The organism is Hydrogenophaga taeniospiralis CCUG 15921 (assembly GCF_001592305.1).
Classification (GTDB): domain Bacteria; phylum Pseudomonadota; class Gammaproteobacteria; order Burkholderiales; family Burkholderiaceae_C; genus Hydrogenophaga; species Hydrogenophaga taeniospiralis.
The window spans coordinates 320,209-338,554 of sequence record NZ_BCWR01000001.1 but is presented as its reverse complement, the minus strand read 5'-3'; the positions used below and the strand labels follow the sequence as shown (position 1 = coordinate 338,554).

The following is an 18,346-nucleotide window of genomic DNA, read 5'->3' as shown; positions in this document are numbered from 1 at the left end:
GAGACCCTGGGTTCAGCGTCCGCGCAGGAACAGCGCGTCCAGCTCTTTCATGCTGACCTGGCGCCAGGTCGGGCGGCCGTGGTTGCACTGGTCGGAGCGTTCGGTCACTTCCATCTGGCGCAAGAGCGCGTTCATTTCGTCGAGCGTGAGGCGCCGGTTGGCGCGCACCGCGCCGTGGCAGGCCATGGTGGCCAGCAGTTCGTTGCGCGCGCGCTGCACCACGGTGGACGCGTCGTGCTGGCTCAGCTCGGCGAGCACGCTGCGCGCGAGTTCCACCGGGTCGCCCTGCGCCAGCGTGGTCGGCACGGCGCGCACCGCCAGCGTCCTGGGCGAAAACGGCACCACCTCCAGCCCCAGCATGGCCAGCACCACGCCGCTGTCTTCGGCGGTCGCCACCTCGGTGGGCGTGGCGGCGAAGGTGGCCGGGATCAGCAGCGGCTGGCTGGCCAGCTGCTCGTTGTCCATCTGCTGCTTGAGGCGTTCGTAGACGATGCGCTCGTGCGCGGCGTGCATGTCCACCACCACCAGACCCTGGGCGTTTTCGGCCAGGATGTAGACGCCCTGCAGCTGCGCGATGGCGCGGCCGAGCGGCCAGTCGCCTTCGGGCAAGGCCTGAGCCGGGGCTTCTGCGGACTCAGCCTGGACGGAAGCCGCGTTGGTGAGTGGGGCATCCGGGGAGATCGCCCATCCCTCGGTTCGGGGTGAGGCGGTCGTTGCCCTTTCGGAACCGTTGCCCCACAAGGCCCCAAGGTCGCTCACCCGCTGGCCGATGGCGTCGGGCGGCGCGTAGCGCTGGAACGGCAGTGGGTTTTGCGCCGCGCCCAGCGTGGAGGGCAGGCGGTCGGGTGGCGTCCATACGCCTGCCGATAGGGATGGGTTGGCGCCGGCTTCGCCTTGCGGCAACACAGCTTGCGCACTGGCCGCAGCCGAACGCGGCGCGGCCAGTGCGGCTTCCACCGCGTGGCGCACGGCCTGGTGCACCTCGCGGCTGTCGCGGAAGCGCACCTCGATCTTGGTCGGATGAACGTTCACGTCCACCCGCGTCGGGTCCAGGCTCACGTAGAGCGCGTAGACCGGCTGGCGGTGGCCGTGCAACACGTCTTCGTAGGCGCTGCGCGCGGCGTGGCCGATGACCTTGTCGCGCACGAAACGGCCGTTCACGTAGGCGTATTGCCAGTCGCTGCGCGAGCGCGCCGCGTCCGGCACGCCGGCAAAGCCCCAGACGCGCAGGCGCTGCACGCCGTCGGCCAGGGCCACTTCGCCGGGCACGGCGTCGGCCGGCCAGTTGACCGCCACCGCCTGTTCGATGAAGTCTTCCCCCAGCACGTCGGCCAGGCGCTGGCGCAGGGCGTCCAGCGTGCCACCACCGGCCAGGTCGGCCGCCACGGCACGCCATTGCGCCACCAGCTTGCCATCGTGCCAGATGGCAAAGCCCACCTCGGGCCGCGCCAGCGCGTGGCGGCGCACTGCCTCGATGCAGTGGGCCAGTTCGGTGGCGTCGGTCTTGAGGAACTTGCGCCGTGCCGGCGTGGCGAAAAAGAGTTCGCGCACCTCGACCGTGGTGCCCGGGTTGCGCGCGGTGGGCTGCAGTTCGCCGCTGCGGCCATCGAGCAGCCAGCCGTGGGGCTCGTCGCCGGTGTCCACGCGCGTCAGCACCGAGACCTCGGCGATCGAGCAGATGGCGGCCAGCGCTTCGCCGCGAAAGCCCATGGTGTGCACCGATTCCAGGTCGCCCAGGCTGGCGATCTTGCTGGTGGCGTGGCGCTTGAGCGCGGTGGGCAGCTCGGTGCGGTGGATGCCCCAGCCGTTGTCCTCCACGCTGATGAGCCGCACGCCGCCGGCCTGCAGGCGCACGGTGATCTGGGTGGCGCCGGCGTCCAGCGCGTTGTCCACCAGTTCGCGCACCACGGAGGCGGGCCGTTCGACCACCTCGCCGGCCGCGATCTGGCTGATCAGTTCGTCGGGCAGTTCGAGGATCGGGCGGCGGGCGGGGGAGGGGATGGATGCGTTCACCGGCAAATTGTAGGTCGCAGGGATAATGGCGGTTCCCCCTGCGCCGCTGCGCGGCTTCCCCCCCGAGGGGGACCACACCAGTGGCCCGGTCAGGCCGGTTCCACGGCGTGTGCTGGCAGGGGCCTCTTCTCTCCGGCTCTTCGCGCTGATCCGTCCACCATTGCACACACATTTATGGAACTTGTCACGTTCTTGATCGACTTCATCCTGCACGTGGACCAGCACCTGCAGGCCTTTGTGCAGGCCTATGGCGCCTGGGTCTATGCGCTGCTGTTCCTCATCATCTTCGTGGAAACGGGGCTGGTGGTCATGCCCTTTCTGCCGGGCGACTCGCTGCTGTTCATCGTGGGCGCGCTCTGCGGCGCCGGCCTGATCGACTACCCGCTGGCCGCCGGCCTGATGCTGGCAGCGGCCATCCTGGGCGACCAGACCAACTACAGCATCGGGCGCTACTTCGGGCCGAAGGTGTTCCAGTGGGAGAACTCGCGCTTTTTCAACAAGAACGCCTTCAACCAGGCGCACGCGTTCTACGAGCGCTACGGTGGCGTGACCATCATCCTGGCGCGCTTCATGCCCTTCATCCGCACTTTCGCGCCTTTCGTGGCGGGTGTGGCCGAGATGACGCGCAGCAAGTTCACCGCCTACAACGTGGTGGGCGGCTCGATCTGGGTGATCGGCCTGACCGCCGCCGGCTACTTCTTCGGCAACCTGCCCTGGGTGCAGGCCAACCTGTCCAAGATCATCTGGGCACTGATCTTCGTGCCGGGCCTGATCGCGATCTTCGGCGGCTGGCGCGCGGCGCGGGCCGAAAAGGCGAGGGCGTAGTCCACCCCCGCGACGCCGCAGGCGGCGCGGGGGGCCATCAAATCTGCCGGGTCTTCGCCAGCGGCGGATTGGCGCCGAAGTACTTGACGATGCCCTTGAGCAGGGCGTCGGCCAAGTCGTTCTGGTAGCGCTCGCTGCGCAGGCGCTGCTCTTCCTGCGGGTTGCTGATGAAGGCGGTTTCCACCAGCACGCTGGGGATGTTGGGCGCCTTGAGCACCGCGAACCCGGCCTGTTCCACGCGGGGCTTGTGCAGCTTGCCCACCCGGCCCACCTCGCCCAGCATGGCGCTGCCCAGCTTGAGGCTGTCTTTGATCTGCGCCGTGGTGCTCATGTCGAGCAGGGCGCGCTGCACCGTGGCGTCCGCAGCCCTGACGTTGATGCCGCCCACCAGGTCGGCGGCGTTTTCCTTCTGGGCCATCCAGCGCGCGGCGGCGCTGCTGGCGCCCTTGGTGCTGAGAGCGAACACACTCGCGCCCTGGGGCTGGGGCGTCATGAAGGCGTCGGCGTGGATGCTGATGAACAGATCGGCCTGGACCCGCTGGGCCTTTTGCACCCGCATGTGCAGCGGCACGAAAAAGTCGGCGTCGCGGGTGAGGTAGGCGCGCATGGGGTTGCCGTTGACGCGGGTGGCGTTGATGCGGTCGCGCAGGCGCTGGGCGACCCGCAGCACCACGTCTTTTTCGCGCGTGCCGCCTGGGCCGATGGCGCCAGGGTCTTCGCCGCCATGGCCGGGGTCGAGCGCCACGATGATCAGGCGCTCGGTGGCGTCGCGCTTGCTGGCCGTGGCGCGCTCGGCGGGCGCGGGCTTGGGGCGCGGGCCGGTGGCGGGTGGCCGGGCCGTCACGGGGGAATCGACCGCCGCGCGTTCGTGTTGCGCGATCAACTCGCCCAGCGGATCGATGGCGGCACCGTCACCGCTCGAGGGTGGGTCGGACTCCATGCCCAGCCCCAGCAGCTGGGCGGCGCGCGCGCTGGCCTCGTCCAGCTCTTTCATGCGCTGGCTGATGAGTTCTTCCAGGGGGTCGCGCGTGACCACCGGGTACAGGTCGAGCACCAGCCGGTGCCGGTAGGCCGCCACCGGGTCCAGCTGGAACACCTGGGGTTTGATGGCCTGTTTCAGATCGACCGTCAGGCGCACGAGGTTGGCGCTGATCTGCGAAACACGAATGCCCGCGATGTTGGGGTCGTCGGATTTGAGCTTGCCGACCAGCTCGCGCAGACCCTCCACCAGGTCGATGCCTTCGATGTCGACTGACAGGCGTGGCGGGTTGCTCACCGTGGTCTGGCGGGCCTTGAGCGCGCCGTCGGACTCGATGGTCACGCGCGTGTAGTCTTCCGCGGGCCAGATGCGGACCGCCAGCACGCTGGCGCCGCGCGCGATGTGCTGCGTGCCCAGCAGCAGCACCAGCGAACCCACCTGCAGCAGCAGGCGTCGGTTGGGGTGGTCGGGCGCGGTGCTCACTGGACGACCCTTCGTGCTGCGCTCACTGGCGTACCTTCGCCCTCCGGGCTGCGGTGAGCGCTGGCTTGGGAGCGGCCCGGCGCGGTGCTCATGCCTGCAGCGCGGCCAGCAGATGGCGGCCCGCGGGGGTGAAGGCAGTGAAGGTGACGCGGCGTGCGTCGTCCGCGTCGTCGGCGCGGGTGTCGGGGCTCATGGGTTCTGGCTCGATGTGGATGTCGGCATCAACGCTGGGCAGTGTGTCGGCCGCGCGCTCGGGCCATTCCACGAGCTTGAGGCCGGGGCTGGCGAAAAGTTCGCGAAACCCCGCGTCTTCCCACTCGCGGGGATCGCTGAAGCGGTAGAAATCGAAGTGCCAGATGTGCAGCACCTCGCCGTCGGGCATGAACGCGCAGCTGGTGCTGCTGTGCGGTTCCACCACCGCGTAGGTCGGGCTCTTGATGCGCCCGCTCACGCCCAGGGCGCGCAGCAGGTGGCGCACGAAGGTGGTCTTGCCCGCGCCCAAGTCACCGTGCAGGGTGAGCGTGGCGTGGGCGATGGCGGGGCACTCGGCCAGGCGCAGGGCAAAGGCCCGGGTGTCGTCTTCATGGGCCCAGTGTCCGTGCCAGCGCGGGGCGCCCGCATCCGCGCCCGTTCCTACAATGGGCGCAACATGAAGTCCGGTTTTGATGCTGCTCAACTCGTCTCACAGATACAGGCCTGGGGCCGGGAGCTCGCATTTTCCCAAATTGGGGTCGCTGGTGTCGATCTTTCTGCGGCCGAACCCGGTTTGAAGGCCTGGCTGGGCGCCGGATTTCACGGCGACATGGGCTACATGGCCAGCCATGGCCTCAAGCGCGCACGCCCGGCCGAGCTGGTGCCGGGCACGGTGAGCGTGGTCACTGCGCGCATGGACTACCTGCCGCGCGACACGCCAGACGACTGGCCGAGCCGGGAACTGGCCCGGTTGCAACGGCCCGGCGAGGCGGTGGTGTCGGTCTACGCGCGGGGGCGGGACTACCACAAGGTGTTGCGAAACCGCCTACAGAAGCTGGCCGACCGCATCGCCCAGGCCGTGGGGCCGCTGGGCCACCGCGTGTTCACCGACTCGGCTCCGGTGCTCGAAGCCGAGCTGGCCAGCCGCAGCGGCCAGGGCTGGCGTGGCAAACACACGCTGGTGCTCAGCCGCGAAGCGGGCTCCATGTTTTTCCTGGGCGAGATCTACCTGGACATCGCCCTGCCGCCCAGCGAGCCCGTGAGCCCGCACTGTGGCAGCTGCAGTGCCTGCATCGAGGTGTGTCCGACCCAGGCCATCCTGGGGCCGCACCGGCTGGACGCGCGCCGCTGCATCTCGTACCTCACCATCGAACACGCCGGCGCCATCCCCGAGGACCTGCGCCCGCTCATGGGCAACCGCATCTACGGCTGCGACGACTGCCAGCTCGTGTGCCCATGGAACAAGTTCGCGCAGCGCAGTCCGCTGCCCGACTTCGACGAACGCGAAGGCCTGAGCGGGGCGACGCTGATCGAGCTGTTGGCCTGGTCGGAAGACGAGTTCCTGCGCCGCACAGAAGGCAGCCCGATCCGGCGCATCGGGCATGAACGGTGGTTGCGCAATATCGCGGTGGCGATGGGCAATGCGCTGCGGGTGAGGCCCGATGCCGGTGCCCACCTGGCCCTGCGAGCCGCGCTGCAATCGAGGGCCGCGGACGCCAGCGCGCTGGTGCGCGAACACGTGGCCTGGGCGCTGCGCCAGGCCGGCGGCGGCGACGCCTTCTGAGGCCGGCCCCTCGGTCAGGGCTTTTCGACGTTGGCCATCATGCGTTCGAGCTGAGCCTGCAGCGAGGCGAGTTCGGCGGCATCGAAGCCACGCGTCAGCGCCTGTTCAAACCGCATGCGGTGCTGCTGCATCCGGCGGTGCATGGTGTGACCCTCGGGGGTGAGCCGCAGCCGCTGGCAGCGGCCATCTTGCGGGTCGGGTGCACTTTCCAGCAGGCCGCGTTCGTGCAGCGTCTTGACGATGCGCGCGATCTGCGCCTTGTCGCGCCCGGAATGGAGCACCAGCTCGCGCTGGCTGCTGCCTTCGTGGCGCGCCAGGAAGTTCAGCGCGCGCGCCTCCATGAGCGCCAGCCCGTCGCCGTCGCCACGCACGGCCTCGTGCATGTGGCGGTGAAAGCAGGTCACCAGACTGTGCAGGCGCTCCAACACCTCGGACTTCGCGGGAGAGGGTTTGGTCGGGCTCATATGGTTGACAGTATCATCCAATTAATCCAGAATGGTTGTATCTATCAACCAATGGGTCCACTGTACACCAGGACCTCGGGACCCCATACCCTCATGACCCCAGACCACACCCCGCATCCCCTGGCCGTTCAGCGCCTGCGCCATCCCCTGAAGGTACGCCGTGTGCAGGTGCAGCAGGTCCACAGGCTCAGCCCGCACCTGGTGCGCGTGCGCTTTGCCGGTGAAGATCTGCACGATTTCCACAGCGCTTCGTTCGATGACCACGTCAAGCTCATGCTGCCCGCCGAGCCGGATGGCCCGCTGGTGTTGCCCGAGCTGGGCCCCGACGGCCCGGCGCTTCCGCCCGACGTTGCACGTCCGGTCATGCGCGACTACACGCCACGGCATTTCGATCCGGTGGCGGGGGTGCTCGACATCGAGTTCGCGTTGCACGGCGAAGGCTTTGCCGCCTCGTGGGCCGCACAGGCGCGTGTGGGCCAGCCGGCCGGCGTGGGTGGTCCGCGCGGCTCCTTCGTGGTGCCAACGGGTTTCGACTGGCATCTGCTGGTGGGCGACGAAACCGCCTTGCCCGCCATCGCCCGGCGGCTGGAGGCGTTGCCGGCGAGCAGCCAGGCCATCGTCATCGCGCAGACCACCGCCCCGGCCGATCGCCGCGAGCTGCCCACGCCAGCGGCCCTGCAGTTGCGCTGGCTCACCGAGGGGGTCGATGGCGGACTGGCCGCGGCGGTGGGTGAACTGCGTCTGCCCGACGGCGAAGGCTATGCCTGGGCCGCGGGGGAAGCGGCCGAAATGGCCGCCACACGCCGCGTGTTGGTGGAGCAGCTCGGGTTGGCCAAGGAGCGCCTGCGCGCCGCGGCATACTGGAAGCGCGGGGCCTCGGCCCACCACGAAAACCTGTGACCCGGAAACGGCAGCGGCGCGCCCGGCTTCTGGTGCTCGGGCCGCGGGGCGTTGCGGCGGCGGGCGTGGATGGCCGGAAAACTCCTGTTACAGCGCGGCCCGCCGGACGGGGCAAGATGTCCGACTGAAAACCAGCAAACGCCTTTTGCCATGGGCGTTTAGACCACCCCGAGCGCTGGCTGTCATGCAGTTGCGGGGACTATCATCCCAGCCATGAACCCCGCCTCGTCCACGCAAAACGCCTTGTACCGCTGGGGCCGGCAGTTGCTGACCTCGGTGCTGACCTGGTGGCATGTGCTGTTGCTGGGGGCGCAGATCATGGTGCTTGCGTTCCTGCCGTCGAGCTATCAGGCCGGGGCGCAGCGCGTGGCCGTGCTGCGCAATGTCTACATGGCCACCGCGCCGCTGCTGACCTGGTTTCTGGTGCTCTCGGCGCTCATCAGCCTGGTGCTGATCCGCATCGTGGTGGCCACCGCCTACAGCTACGGCCTGTCGCAGTACGCGCTGGAGGTGCTGGTGCGCACCCTGGTGCTCGAACTCATTCCCCTGTACGCCGCCATGTTCGTGGCGGTGCGCTACGCCATGCCCGGCGCGCAGAGCGTGCGGCGTGCGCTGTCGCGCCAGCTGCGCGAAGGCGTGGTGCGCGATCACCAGGAACTGTTGCGCACCGAGCTGCTGCCGCGCGCCCTGGCCAGCATGTTCTCGGTGCTGCTGCTGGCCGCGCTGAGCTGTGTTATCGCCATCGTGCTGACCTACCTGAACGTGTACGGCTTTACCCACTGGGCGTTGCCGGCGTACGCGCGCAGCGTGGGCAGCGTGTTCTCGCCAGCCGTCACCCTGATCTTTTGCCTCAAGACCTTCTTCTTCAGCCTGGCCGTGGCGGTCGTTCCCATGGCCGGCAGCGCCGCCCGCGATCGCGACGGCGGCTACGGCTACCGCAGCGACATCACCGAATTCGCGCGCCTGCTCTCGGTGGTCGTGCTCATCGAAGTGGTCTCGCTGGTCGGCAACTACTATTGACATGCCATGAACCCGACGCCCATGCCCCCGCCCCTCGACCAGCCCCCGCCAGTGAAGAACCTTGAGCTCAAGGCGGTCATCCTGTTGCTGCTCATGCTGGCGCTGGTGGTGGGGTCTGCGCTGTATGTGATGTACGCGCGTGGCATGTTCGAGCGCACCCAGCGGCTGGTGCTGGTGTCCGACGACTCCGAGGGGGTGGTGGTCGGCATGGACATGACCTTCGCGGGGTTCGCAATCGGCCGCATTTCGCGCATTGAACTCGCCGACGATGGCAACGTGCGCTTCATCGTCGACGTGCCCAGCAAGGACGCGCGCTGGCTGCGCACCTCCAGCATCTTCACCATGGAGCGCAGCCTGGTGGGTGGCACCCGCATCCGAGCCTACAGCGGCATGCTGGAGGATCCCCCGCTCGAAGACGGTGCCGTGCGCCAGGTGTTGCGGGGCGACGCGGCGGCCGAGATTCCCAAGCTCACCGCCTCGGTCCGGGAACTGCTGGACAACCTGACCGCGTTGACCCAGTCCGACGCGGCGCTGGCGCAGAGCCTGACCAATGTGCAGAGCGTGACCGAGCAGCTCAAGGGCCCGCAGGGTGCCCTGGGGGTGTTACTGGGCAACGAGGCCGACGCCAAGAAGCTCCTGCTCACCATCGACCGCGCCAACGCGCTGCTGGCGCGCTCCGATACCCTGGTCCAGCGGCTCGACAGCCTGGTGGCCAATGCCGACCGGCAGGTCTTTGGCCAGGGCGCAGGGCCCGGCGGGCAAGCCGGTCTGGTCAACGACGCACGCGCCACCGTGCAGCAGCTCAATGGCCTGCTCACCGATGCCCGAGGCAGTCTGGCGAAAGTGGACGCGGTGCTGGTGGAGGCCCAGGGCATCGCCAGCAACACCAAGGAGGCCACTACCGATCTGGGGGCGCTGCGCAGCGAAGTGGACACCAGTCTGCGCAAGGTGGACGGGCTGATCAACGACATCAACCGGAAATGGCCATTTGCCCGCGAGACGGAGATCAAGCTGCCATGACGATGCACACCCCCGTTGCTTGCTCGCTGCGCGTCGCCGCATCCCCCCTCAAGGGGGCAACACCTGTGGCCCGGCTGAGCCGGTTCCATGGTGTTTCTGGGTTGGGGCACTTTTTCGGGCGCGTGGGTGGGACCACTCGCTGGAGCGTCGTGGCCCTGGGGTTGGCGCTGGCGGCCTGCGGCAACAATCCGCCCACTCCCGACTGGCAGATGAACGCCAAGAGCAGCAGCGAACGTGCCGCCAACGCCTGGCTCGGTGGCAACAACCGGGTGGAAGCGGCGGAGTTCGCGCGTGCACGCAGCGAACTCGCGCGCACGGGGCGGGCCGACCTGCTGGCGCGCATCGAGCTGTTGCGCTGCGCCACGCGTGTGGCGGCGCTGGCGTTCGAGCCATGCGCCGGGTTCGAAGCGCTGGCCGCCGATGCCGCTCCCGCCGAACAGGCCTATGCGCGCTACCTCGCGGGCAGCGCCACGGCGGCCGACACGCGCCTGCTGCCCCCGGCCCATCAGGCGGTGGCTCAGGGCGTCAACGCGCCCGATGCCGCGCTGGCCTCGATCGAAGAACCCTTGTCGCGCCTGGTGGCTGCTGGTGTGCTGTTCAAGCGGGGCGTGGCCACGCCCGGCGTCATCGCGCAGGCGGTGGACACGGCCTCGGCCCAGGGTTGGCGCAGGCCTTTGCTGGCCTGGCTGAAGGTGCAGCAGCAGCGCGCGCAGGCGGGTGGTGCGGCCGATGAGGCGGCGCGGATTCAGCGGCGCATCGAGCTGGTGCTGGAAACCGGTGTGGCCAAGATGCCCGCGCCGGCGAAGTGATGTGGGCGCGTGAAGCGCCGCCCATGAAAAAGCCGGGCAGATGGTGACATCTGTCCGGCTTCCTGCATGTTGGTGGGGGCAGTAGGATTCGAACCTACGACCTACTGATTAAGAGTCAGCTGCTCTACCAACTGAGCTATACCCCCTGGGCGATGGTGGAGACGAGGAGGATCGAACTCCCGACCTTCGCATTGCGAACGCGACGCTCTCCCAGCTGAGCTACGTCCCCAGAAGCCGCAGATTGTAGCAGCCCTTTTCGGTGCTTCCGGCCCAGGCCGGGTGGCACTGCTCGCATTTTTGATGGGATGCGAACGGCGCTACCGTCGTTGGCCGTCTGCTCGTCCGCGCGATCACGCCATGCCGTTGCGGCTGGCGAGCTCCACGAACAGGGCCGAGTGGTCCAGGTCGGCCAGACCGTGGTCGGCGGCCTGGGCGAACAGCTGCTCGAACAGCGCGGTGATCGGTGCCTCAAAACCGATCTCGCGTGCCGTGGCCATCGCGTTGCGCATGTCCTTCAGTTGCACCGAGATGGCGCCGCGTTTGGCGAAGTCGCGTTCGACCATGCGCTGGCCGTGCACCTGCAGGATGCGGCTGTCGGCAAAACCACCGGTGATGGCCTGCCGGACCTTGGCCATGTCGGCGCCGCCTTTCTCGCAGAGCAACAGCGCTTCGGCCACCGCGCCGATGGTGATGCCCACGATCATCTGGTTGGCGAGCTTGGCGAGCTGGCCCGAGCCGTGCGGCCCCACATGGGTGGGGCGCCCCAGGTGCTCGAACACCGGTCGGGCGCGCTCGAAGTCCGCCGGTTTGCCGCCCGCCATGATGGCCAGCGTGGCCTGCTCGGCGCCCACCGTGCCGCCGGACACCGGTGCGTCCAGGTGATGCACGCCAATGGCGGCGAGCCGGGCCGCGTGGTCACGCGCCTGGCGGGGCTGGATCGATGACATGTCCACCACCAGCGCGCCGGGGCGCAGCCCCTCGGTGGTGCCCTGCCGGAACAGCACGTCTTCGACCACCTTGCCATCTTCGAGCAGGGTGATCACCAGGTCGGCCTGCGCCACCGCCTGTGCCGGAGTGTCACAGACCTGGGCGCCAAAGGGTCGCAGGCGCTCGGCCTTGTCGGGTGAACGGTTCCAGGCGCTCACCTGGTAGCCGGCCACGCACAGGCGGCGTGCGATGGGCCAGCCCATCATGCCGATGCCGAGCACCGCAATGTTCTGGACGGCGGAGGGGGAGGTGGGGGTATCTGGGGTCACGGAAGAGGGGGTGAAAGGGGTGAGAGGGAGCATGGTCCCTGGGGAAAAATTGTAGGTGGCGCCGCTGGTGCGGCCGCACCGTCAGGAAAAAAAAGCGGGCTCCGGGCCAGGCCCGGAGCCCGCACCAAGTGGTTCATCGAACCACGGAGTTGTCGGGGGCAACGGCGGTGCCGGTGTGAGCGTCCATCTGGGCCCCCAGGTGGGCGCTGGCCTGGCCGCTGTGTTGGCGCATCAGGGTCTCGGCTCGCTCGGCGTCGCCCGAGGCCACGGCCTGCGCCATGGCCTCGTGTTCGTCCCACACCGATGCGCGCAGGCTCGACGACTGCAGGGCCTCGCCCATGGCGCGGCGGATGTGGTGCCAGTGCAGCAGGGCGCTCTGTTCGATCAACGGGTTCTGCGAGGCCTGGTAGAGCGCGCGGTGGAACGCCAGATCGGCGTCAATCATGGCCTTGATGTCGCCACGGCGCACCGCGTCGCGCCCCTGTGTGAGCAGGGCGGGGTCGATGCGGGTGCGCCGGGCGGCCGCCAGCCGGACCGCCAGTGCATCGAGCGCGCCACGCACTTCGTAGACGTGGGCGATCCATTGCGCATCCAGCGGGGCCACCTGCAGGCCGCGGCTGCGGCCGCCCGGCCCGCTGGTGACGGGCGCGTCCTGCACGAAGCCGTCTTTCTTCAACAGGCGCAGGGCCTGCATGACCGGCTGGCGCGACACCGCCAGCTGTTCGGCCAGCTCTTCCTGGGTGATGCGCCGTCCCGGCGCGAGCGAGCCTTCGCTGATGGCGTCGAGCAGTGCGCGGTACACCTGATCGGCCAGATCCGGAGTGGTTTCAAGCTGGATCAACTGGGCTGTCATGGGCGGGTGTGAAGATGAATTCTGAACTCTGTATACAGAATACACGAAGTCGAGAGACCTGTCACAACATCCCTCTGCATGACACAATTCGCCCACATGAACGCACCCGCCCACCCCGATCCCGCCTGGCTCGATGGCCAGTACAACAACCGGGCGCTGGTGCCCGAACACGCCCGGCATTTCGAGCGCTGGGCCAGCGAATCGCTGGCGGCGCGCCGGCAGCTCGGCGGTATGCTGGATGTTGCCTACGGCCATGGCGCCGGCGAGACGCTCGACCTGTTTCCCGCACCACGCCCGCACAACGCGCCGCCCGCGCCGGTGCTGGTGTTCATCCACGGGGGGTATTGGCGCAGCCTGGACAAGGCCGACCATTCGTTTGTTGCCCCGGCCTTCGTGAAGCACGGCGCCTGTGTGGTGGTGCCGAACTACGCGCTGTGTCCGGCGGTGGGCATTCCCGACATCGCGCTGCAGATGGTCGACCTGCTGGCCTGGCTGTACCGCAACATCGCCGTGCATGGCGGCGACCCGCACCGCATCACGCTGGTGGGCCATTCGGCCGGCGGGCAACTGGCGGCCCTGCTGCTGGCCTGCCGCTGGCGGGACGTGGGGGCGGATCTGCCCGACGCGCTGGTGAAAAACGCGCTGTCCATCTCGGGGCTGTACGACCTGGAGCCGCTGCGCCACACCCCGTTCCTGCGCGATTCACTGCGGCTGACCCCGGCGCAGGTGAAAAAAGTCAGCCCGGCGCTGCTGCCCGTGCCTCCCGTGCGCGAAGGCCGTGGTCTGCTGTACACCGTGACCGGTGGCGAAGAGAGCAGCGAGTTCCTGCGCCACAACCGGATGATTCAGCAGGCCTGGGGCGAGGAGGTGGTGCCGGTGTGCGAAGCGCTGCCGGGGCTGAACCACTTCAGCGTGCTCGAAGCGCTGGTGCAGCCCGGGCACCGGCTGAACCAGCTGGCGCTGCAACTGTTGAACGGCTAGCCCCCCGCGCCGCCTGCGGCGTCACCCCCCAGGGGGCGGCACTGGCGGCCCGGCGAAGCCGGTTCCGCGGTGCCCTGGCGCCAACGCCCTCTCCGGCGCGAAATGTCTTGATTCGAGGATGCGGTGGAACCGGCTCTGCCGGGCCACTCGCATCGCCCCCTTGAGGGGGTGACGCGCCTTTGGGCGCGGCGCGGGGGTGGGCTTACATAAACAGGTGTTCGCCCGCGTTCTCGCCACCCAGGATCACGTAGTTCACTTTTTTCAGGTCCAGCAGCTTCGTGCCGCCCGAATAGCTGATGGAGCTCTGGACGTCCTGCTCCATCTCCACCAGCGTGTCGGCCAGCGTGCCCTTGATCGGCTCCAGGATGCGCTTGCCTTCGACGTGCCGGTACTCGCCCTTGTTGAAGTCGCTGGCCGAGCCGTAGTACTCCTTGTAGAGCACACCGTCGACCTCCACCGTCTGGCCCGGCGATTCTTCGTGCCCGGCGAACAGCGAGCCGATCATGACCATGGACGCGCCGAAGCGGATGCTCTTGGCGATGTCGCCGTGGCTGCGGATGCCGCCGTCGGCAATGATGGGTTTGGTCGCCACGCGGGCGCACCACTTGAGCGCCGAGAGTTGCCAGCCGCCGGTGCCGAAACCGGTCTTGAGCTTGGTGATGCAGACCTTGCCCGGGCCCACGCCCACCTTGGTGGCGTCGGCGCCCCAGTTCTCCAGATCGATCACCGCCTCGGGCGTGGCCACGTTGCCGGCGATCACGAAGCTGCTCGGGAGCCGGGCCTTGATGTAGCCGATCATGTCGCGCACGCTGTCGGCGTGGCCGTGGGCGATGTCGATGGTGATGTACTCGGGCACCAGGCCTTCGGCGGCGAGGGTGTCCACCGTGGCGCGGTCGGGCGCTTTCACGCCCAGCGAGATCGAGGCGTAGACACCCGCGCCGTGCATGTCGCGCACGAACTGCACGTTGTCCAGATCAAAGCGGTGCATCACGTAGAAGTAGCCGTTCTGGGCCATCCAGAGGCAGATCTTCTGATCCACCACGGTCTTCATGTTGGCGGGCACCACCGGCAGGCGGAACTTGCGGCCACCCAGCTCCACGCCGGCGTCGCATTCCGAGCGGCTCTGCACGCGGCACTTGCGCGGGAGCAACAAAATATTGTCGTAGTCGAAAATTTCCATTTGAAACCAGGCTCCAGAAAACTGTTGTAGATGAACAGGGAGAGCGCTTGGCTTGGGTCCGGCTTTCTGTTGGGCGGGAAGGCCTCCGGCCAAAAAGAAACCGGGCGCAAGAATCTTGGGCCCGGTGATTGATTCTAGGCGCTCTGGCGCCGCGCGCACAGACCGCAGGCCCGTCGGTGGCGGTATGACGCCCATATGGTCTCTCATATAGATCCGCCGCCGGGCACCGGCTTCCTACAATCGACACCATGTTGTTTGAAGAATCCGTTGCCCCGTCCCCGCTGCTCGCGGGCCTGAATGCCGAACAGGGCGCCGCCGTCACCCTCCCTGCCGAACACGCGCTCATCCTCGCCGGTGCCGGCTCGGGCAAGACCCGCGTGCTCACCACCCGCATCGCCTGGCTGCTGCAGACCGGCCAGGTCACGCCCGGCGGCGTGCTGGCCGTGACCTTCACCAACAAGGCCGCCAAGGAAATGATGACGCGGCTGTCGGCCATGCTGCCCATCAACGTGCGCGGCATGTGGATCGGCACCTTCCACGGCCTGTGCAACCGCTTCCTGCGTGCGCACCACAAACTGGCCAACTTGCCGCAGACCTTCCAGATCCTGGACACGCAGGACCAGCTCTCGGCGATCAAGCGCCTGTGCAAGCAGTTCAACATCGACGACGAGCGCTACCCGCCCAAGCAGCTCCAGTACTTCATCAGCGGCTGCAAGGAAGACGGCCAGCGCCCGATGGATGTGGTGGCGCGCGACGAGGAGACACGCAAGAAGGTGGAGCTGTACGCGCTCTACGAAGAGCAATGCCAGCGCGAAGGCGTGGTGGACTTTGGAGAACTCATGTTGCGCAGCTACGAGGTGCTGCGCGACAACGACCCGGTGCGCGAGCACTACCAGCGGCGCTTCAAACACATCCTGATTGACGAGTTCCAGGACACCAACCGCCTGCAGTACGCCTGGATCAAGATGTTCAGCACGCCGCCGCTCGAAGGGCTCACGCCCTCGGGCAACGCGGTGTTTGCGGTGGGCGACGACGACCAGAGCATTTACGCCTTCCGCGGTGCTCGCGTGGGCAACATGGCCGACTTCGTGCGCGAGTTTCGCGTGAAGCACCAGATCAAGCTGGAGCAGAACTACCGCAGCGTCAGCAACATCCTGGACTCGGCCAACCAGCTGATCAGCCACAACAGCAACCGCCTGGGCAAGAACCTGCGCACCGACGCGGGCGCGGGCGAGCCGGTGCGGGTGTTCGAAGCCACCAGCGACTTCGCCGAAGCGCAATGGATCGTGGACGAGATGAAGCAGCTCGCGCGCGAAGACGTGCCCAAGAGCGAGATGGCCGTGCTCTACCGCAGCAACGCGCAGAGCCGCGTGGTGGAAACCGCGCTGTTCAATGCCGGCATGCCCTACCGCGTGTACGGCGGTCTGCGCTTCTTCGAGCGCGCTGAAATCAAGCACGCGCTGGCCTACCTGCGCCTGCTGGAAAACGCCAACGACGACACCAGTTTCCTGCGCGTGGTGAACTTCCCGCCGCGCGGCATCGGGGCGCGCAGCATCGAGCAGTTGCAGGATGTGGCGCGCAGCTCGGGCTGTTCGCTGCACGACGCGGTGAGCGCCGTCACCGGCCGCGCCGGCGCGGCCATCGGCGGTTTCGTGGCCAAGCTCGACGTGCTGCGCGAGCGCTCGGTGGGCATGACGCTGTCCGAGATCATCGAGCTGGTGCTGGATCACAGCGGCCTGATCGAGCACTACCGGGCCGAGCGCGAAGGGCAGGACCGGGTGGAAAACCTGGAAGAACTGGTGAGCGCGGCCAAGAGCTTCGTGGGTATCGAAGGTTTTGGCCGCGACGCGGTGGCGCGCACGGTGGATGGTTCGCCGCTGACACAGAGTCCGGCCAGCCAAGGCATTGACCCGACACTCCCGGTGCTGGACGAGCCGCTGGCCCCCGACGCCGACACCGGCGAGACCATGAGCCCGCTCGCGGCCTTCCTCACGCACGCCGCGCTCGAGTCCGGCGACAACCAGGCCCAGGCCGGGCAGGACGCGGTGCAGCTCATGACGGTGCACGCCGCCAAGGGCCTGGAGTTCGACTGCGTCTTCATCACCGGCATGGAAGAGGGGCTGTTCCCGCACGAGAACTCCATGAGCGACCGCGACGGACTGGAAGAGGAACGCCGCCTGATGTACGTGGCGATCACGCGCGCGCGCAAGCGCCTGTACCTCAGCCATTCGCAGACGCGCATGCTGCACGGCCAGACGCGCTACAACCTCAAAAGCCGCTTCTTCGAGGAACTGCCCGAGAGCTGCCTGAAGTGGCTCACGCCGCAGCAGCCGGCCTGGAACCCGAGCGCAGCTGGCGCGGGCGGTGGCTGGCAGGGCAACCGGGGTGGCTATGGCACGCGGGGCGCCGGTGCGCCCGCCGTGCTGCAACCGGCCTGGTCACCGGGCTGGGCTTCGGGCAGCGACCCCAAAGGACTGGGCGGCAAGAGCAACCCCGAGCCCGACCGCGGCACCGACATCAAGGCCGGCATGAAGGTGTTCCACAACAAGTTCGGCGAAGGCAAGGTGCTGGCGCTGGAAGGCGCGGGCGCCGAGGCGAGGGCCCAGGTGAATTTCTCGCGGCATGGCGTGAAGTGGCTGGCGCTCTCGGTGGCCAAGCTGACGCCGGTGGACGACTGAGCCTCGCCCACGAAAAAAAGCCGCGGCGGCCAAGCCGTCGCGGCTGTAAAAAATCACGCGGTCTCTGATTGACGAGTGTCTCCGCGCAACCTTGGAGCAACTGCGGCGTGCACGAGGCACGCCGTTTCAAATCACATCAGAAGTCGTGGCGCACGCCCATGGCGAAGAGCCTCGTGTCGGCGGTCTTCACGCCAGCGCCATCTTCCACTTCGTGCGTGCGGTAGCCGGCGTACAGCTTCGAGCGCTTGGACAGGGTGTAGGTGGCGCCCAGACCGAAGCCCGAGGCCTTGGACGAGGTGAAGCCGCCGACCTTGGTCTTGCTGGTGGCGAAACCGGCCGACAGGTTGATGGCGCCGACGGGAACGTCCACACCCAGGCTCAGCTCATCGTCGTCGCCCTTGGCGGCGGTGCCGCTGCGGGTGTTGTAGCCGGCGGACAGCTTGGCCACGCCCAGGTCGTAGGCAGCGGCCAGTTGCAGGTACTTGTCCGACTTGCCCTTTTCGTTCTGGTGGCCCAGCGCGAAGTTCATCGGGCCGTTCTTGTAGCCGACCAGGACGGCGGTCATGGTGTCGTCTGCGCCCGCGTTCTGTTCGAAAGCGTAGGACAGGCCACCGTACACGCCACCCATGTTGGGCATGTCGTAGCGCATCTGGTTGTTGAAGCGGCTCGAATAGTCGCCACCCGACTTGAACACGCCGTTGCCCGAAGGCGTGAATGCCGAGTCGAACACCGAGTTGCTGTTGGACAGGGCGCGCGCATCGTCGTACACGCTGTAGGTGCGACCCAGGGTCAGCTTGCCGAAGCCACCCATCAGGCCCATGCTGGACTCGCCCTTGAAGGACGGGCTTTGCAGGGCGCCGGTTTCGGCGTCGATGCGCTGTTCGAGCTTGAAGTGGGCCTTCAGGCCACCACCGAGGTCTTCGACGCCGCGAAAGCCCAGGCGGGGCGTGGTCAGGCCGCCGTTGCCGCCGTTGAACATCTTGGTCTCGCTGCCGGTGCCCAGTTCCTTGATGCTGCCGACCGACAGGTCCACGCGACCGTAGACGGTGACGGACGACTGCGCCATGGTGGCGCCCGAAGCGGCCAGCACGGCCAGAGCGATGAGGCTCTTTTTCATTGAATTTTCTCC

Annotated in this window: 16 protein-coding genes and 2 tRNA genes; 8 read left to right on the top strand and 10 right to left on the bottom strand. The window is 67.9% G+C overall.

Annotation, left to right across the window (positions count from 1 at the left end; translation table 11 throughout):
- Positions 1–12: 12 nt before the first annotated feature.
- Positions 13–2,013 (bottom strand): DNA mismatch repair endonuclease MutL, encoded by a 2,001-nt coding sequence (mutL, locus tag HTA01S_RS01555; protein ID WP_068167107.1) that lies wholly within the window; start codon positions 2,011–2,013, stop codon positions 13–15.
- A gap of 174 nt (positions 2,014–2,187) precedes the next feature.
- Here mutL and HTA01S_RS01550 point away from each other — a divergent pair, with 174 nt between their 5' ends.
- On the top strand, positions 2,188–2,838 hold the full coding sequence (locus HTA01S_RS01550; RefSeq protein WP_068166802.1) for a DedA family protein: 651 nt from the start codon (positions 2,188–2,190) through the stop codon (positions 2,836–2,838).
- A 37-nt stretch (positions 2,839–2,875) separates the two neighbouring features.
- On the opposite strand, the gene HTA01S_RS01545 is transcribed toward HTA01S_RS01550, so the two are convergent.
- Complete coding sequence (locus tag HTA01S_RS01545) at positions 2,876–4,300, bottom strand: N-acetylmuramoyl-L-alanine amidase (RefSeq protein ID WP_068166800.1); 1,425 nt, start codon at positions 4,298–4,300, stop codon at positions 2,876–2,878.
- Positions 4,301–4,388: 88 nt separating this feature from the next.
- Positions 4,389–4,967, bottom strand: coding sequence for a tRNA (adenosine(37)-N6)-threonylcarbamoyltransferase complex ATPase subunit type 1 TsaE (gene tsaE / locus HTA01S_RS01540; RefSeq protein WP_068167106.1), 579 nt, complete (start codon positions 4,965–4,967; stop codon positions 4,389–4,391).
- On the opposite strand from tsaE, the gene queG reads away from it, so the two are divergent.
- Positions 4,950–6,056: a tRNA epoxyqueuosine(34) reductase QueG gene (gene queG, locus HTA01S_RS01535; RefSeq protein ID WP_084235809.1), complete on the top strand. Its 1,107-nt coding sequence runs from the start codon at positions 4,950–4,952 to the stop codon at positions 6,054–6,056. The genes tsaE and queG overlap by 18 nt on opposite strands.
- A 14-nt stretch (positions 6,057–6,070) precedes the next feature.
- Here the strand turns inward: queG and HTA01S_RS01530 are convergent, their stop codons facing one another.
- Positions 6,071–6,520, bottom strand: coding sequence for a MarR family winged helix-turn-helix transcriptional regulator (locus HTA01S_RS01530; RefSeq protein ID WP_068166795.1), 450 nt, complete (start codon positions 6,518–6,520; stop codon positions 6,071–6,073).
- 93 nt (positions 6,521–6,613) lie between these two features.
- Between HTA01S_RS01530 and HTA01S_RS01525 the strand changes: the two genes are divergently transcribed.
- The 4 genes from HTA01S_RS01525 to HTA01S_RS01510 all read left to right on the top strand — a co-directional run bounded on the left by HTA01S_RS01525 (position 6,614) and on the right by HTA01S_RS01510 (position 10,269).
- Positions 6,614–7,420, top strand: coding sequence for a siderophore-interacting protein (locus tag HTA01S_RS01525; protein ID WP_068166793.1), 807 nt, complete (start codon positions 6,614–6,616; stop codon positions 7,418–7,420).
- 213 nt (positions 7,421–7,633) lie between these two features.
- Positions 7,634–8,440 carry an MlaE family ABC transporter permease gene (locus HTA01S_RS01520; RefSeq protein WP_068166791.1) on the top strand — a complete coding sequence of 269 codons (807 nt, stop codon included), beginning with the start codon at positions 7,634–7,636 and terminating at the stop codon, positions 8,438–8,440.
- 6 nt (positions 8,441–8,446) lie between these two features.
- Positions 8,447–9,460: an MlaD family protein gene (locus HTA01S_RS01515; protein WP_068166789.1), complete on the top strand. Its 1,014-nt coding sequence runs from the start codon at positions 8,447–8,449 to the stop codon at positions 9,458–9,460.
- 149 nt (positions 9,461–9,609) lie between these two features.
- A complete protein-coding gene (locus HTA01S_RS01510; RefSeq protein WP_245637959.1) occupies positions 9,610–10,269 on the top strand; it encodes a hypothetical protein in 660 nt (219 codons plus the stop codon).
- Positions 10,270–10,339: 70 nt separating this feature from the next.
- Here the strand turns inward: HTA01S_RS01510 and HTA01S_RS01505 are convergent.
- From HTA01S_RS01505 to HTA01S_RS01490, 4 genes are all read right to left on the bottom strand, one after another.
- Positions 10,340–10,415, bottom strand: a tRNA-Lys gene (locus HTA01S_RS01505).
- Between the two features lie 7 nt (positions 10,416–10,422).
- Positions 10,423–10,498, bottom strand: a tRNA-Ala gene (locus HTA01S_RS01500).
- Positions 10,499–10,619: 121 nt separating this feature from the next.
- Complete coding sequence (locus HTA01S_RS01495) at positions 10,620–11,558, bottom strand: NAD(P)-dependent oxidoreductase (protein WP_084235761.1); 939 nt, start codon at positions 11,556–11,558, stop codon at positions 10,620–10,622.
- 100 nt (positions 11,559–11,658) lie between these two features.
- Positions 11,659–12,378 (bottom strand): GntR family transcriptional regulator, encoded by a 720-nt coding sequence (locus HTA01S_RS01490; protein ID WP_068166781.1) that lies wholly within the window; start codon positions 12,376–12,378, stop codon positions 11,659–11,661.
- A gap of 96 nt (positions 12,379–12,474) precedes the next feature.
- On the opposite strand from HTA01S_RS01490, the gene HTA01S_RS01485 reads away from it, so the two are divergent.
- On the top strand, positions 12,475–13,359 hold the full coding sequence (locus tag HTA01S_RS01485) for an alpha/beta hydrolase (RefSeq protein WP_068166778.1): 885 nt from the start codon (positions 12,475–12,477) through the stop codon (positions 13,357–13,359).
- Positions 13,360–13,561: 202 nt separating this feature from the next.
- On the opposite strand, the gene HTA01S_RS01480 is transcribed toward HTA01S_RS01485, so the two are convergent.
- Positions 13,562–14,539, bottom strand: a complete 978-nt coding sequence (locus tag HTA01S_RS01480) for a GMP reductase (protein WP_068166775.1) — start codon at positions 14,537–14,539, stop codon at positions 13,562–13,564.
- 248 nt (positions 14,540–14,787) lie between these two features.
- Here HTA01S_RS01480 and HTA01S_RS01475 point away from each other — a divergent pair, with 248 nt between their 5' ends.
- The gene (locus HTA01S_RS01475; protein WP_068166772.1) at positions 14,788–17,217 is read left to right on the top strand and encodes a UvrD-helicase domain-containing protein; all 2,430 of its coding nucleotides are present in this window, start codon (positions 14,788–14,790) and stop codon (positions 17,215–17,217) included.
- 136 nt (positions 17,218–17,353) lie between these two features.
- Here HTA01S_RS01475 and HTA01S_RS01470 read toward each other — a convergent pair whose 3' ends face one another.
- Positions 17,354–18,334: a porin gene (locus HTA01S_RS01470; protein WP_068166769.1), complete on the bottom strand. Its 981-nt coding sequence runs from the start codon at positions 18,332–18,334 to the stop codon at positions 17,354–17,356.
- Positions 18,335–18,346: the final 12 nt, after the last annotated feature.